Raw genomic sequence first — 1,572 nt, 5'->3', positions numbered from 1 at the left:
GTGTCCCAGTCGCCCGCGCGTGCCGCGGCGTCGGCTGCCGCACGCAGCTGGGCGGCCGTCCGCGCGTCGTCGTGCGCGAGCACGGCCCGCGCGGCGGACGCGCGCCCGCTGCGCACCGGACCGGCCACCCACCAGGCGATGAGCAGCGCGACGACGATCGCGCCGCCGACCACGACGGCGATCATCGGGCCGTCGAGGTGGACGCGGCCCTGGACGTCCTGGAACTGCCTCAGGAACCAGTCGAGCAGGCGTTCCAGGATCGAGCGCTGATCGGAGTACTCGGGACGCGAGAGCTCCTCGAGCGCCCAGCGCCGCGCCGTCTCGGCATCGGGCGCCACGGGCGGCTCGGCGCGCGCGACGACGGCCCGCACGACGTCGGTGACCGTGCGGGCGACGAGTGCCGCAGAGGTCACCTGGTCTGCTCCGCGGCGCGCGCGAGCTCGATGTCCAGGCCCTCGCGGCGCATGCGCGTGTCGATGTAGAGCAGCGCGACGACCGACGACATGAACACGGTCGTCAGCGTGAGCGCGAGGATCTCGCCGACCGACGTCGCCGCGATCGCCCCGAAGCTCAGCACGTCGGTGCTCGGCACGACGAACATGAGCACGAGCGTCACGGGGTACTGGATGATCTGCGCGACGATGCCGACGATCACGCTCAGCAGCAGGTAGATGCCGAACAGGCGCCAGAAGCTGCCCCGCGTCAGCCGCCACGCCCGCGCGACGGTCGGCCAGAACCTGCGCTCCTCGAGCATGAGCGCGGCGGGGACGAGCAGCGTGCGGACCGAGACCCACACGCTGACGACGACGACCACCACGACCGCGGCCACGACGTAGAGCGCGAACAGCCCCCAGCTCTCGGTGCGGGCGATCAGCACCCCCACGGTCACGAGCGCGCCGAGTGCGAGCGCGCTCGCCACCCCGATGAGCAGCGTGAAGCCGACGACGTGCCAGACGCGGCCCGAGCGGAGCACCTCGGAGATCGTGACCTTGCGGCCGATCACCGAGCGGCTGACCGACACGATGAGCAGGCCCGTGAGCACGGTCGACGCGAGCGCGGAGACGGGCAGCGCGACGAGCTGCGCGAAGCTCGCACCCAGGAGCGACGAGGACTCGCTGTCGAACCCTTCGCCCTGCAGCGACTGCTCGTCGAGCCACGTGGTGAGCTCGCCGGACAGCAGGCCGCCGATGTACCACGTGAGCACGGCCTTGAGCAGGACGGCGACCGCGATGACCATCAGAGAGAGGCCGAACATGACGGTCGGGTTCGCTCGCACCGCGCGGAACGCGCCGTCGAGGATCTCGCCCAGGTTGAGCGGCCGCAGCGGGATGATCCCCGGCCGAGCCGCCGGGGCCTGCCAGGCCCCGGGGCCGTACCCGGGCGCCGCGGGCCCGTACCCGGCGGGCGGGTAGGGCGCCTGTCCGTAGGCGGGCTGCCCGTACGCGGGCTCTCCGTACGGCTGCTGGGGATAGGGCTGCTGCGGGTACGGCGGCTGCTGGCCGTACGGCGCCGGCGGCTGGTCGACGGGCCGGTCGACGGGCTGGTCGCTCGGCTGCTGACCCGCGTACGGCG

At 73.2% G+C, this 1,572-nt stretch carries 1 protein-coding gene and 1 pseudogene; both read right to left on the bottom strand.

Annotated elements, in window-relative coordinates; all coding sequences use genetic code 11:
• A pseudogene (locus CWIS_RS01795) lies at positions 1-413 on the bottom strand (hypothetical protein); the annotation flags it as partial.
• On the bottom strand, positions 410-1,572 hold a 1,163-nt coding region (locus CWIS_RS18570; protein ID WP_053071496.1), incomplete at its 5' end, for a hypothetical protein. The gene CWIS_RS18570 and the pseudogene CWIS_RS01795, both read right to left, overlap by 4 nt.

It is taken from the genome of Cellulomonas sp. A375-1 (genome assembly GCF_001040865.1).
GTDB lineage: Bacteria > Actinomycetota > Actinomycetes > Actinomycetales > Cellulomonadaceae > Cellulomonas > Cellulomonas gelida.
This window is presented reverse-complemented; position numbering and strand designations above follow the sequence as displayed.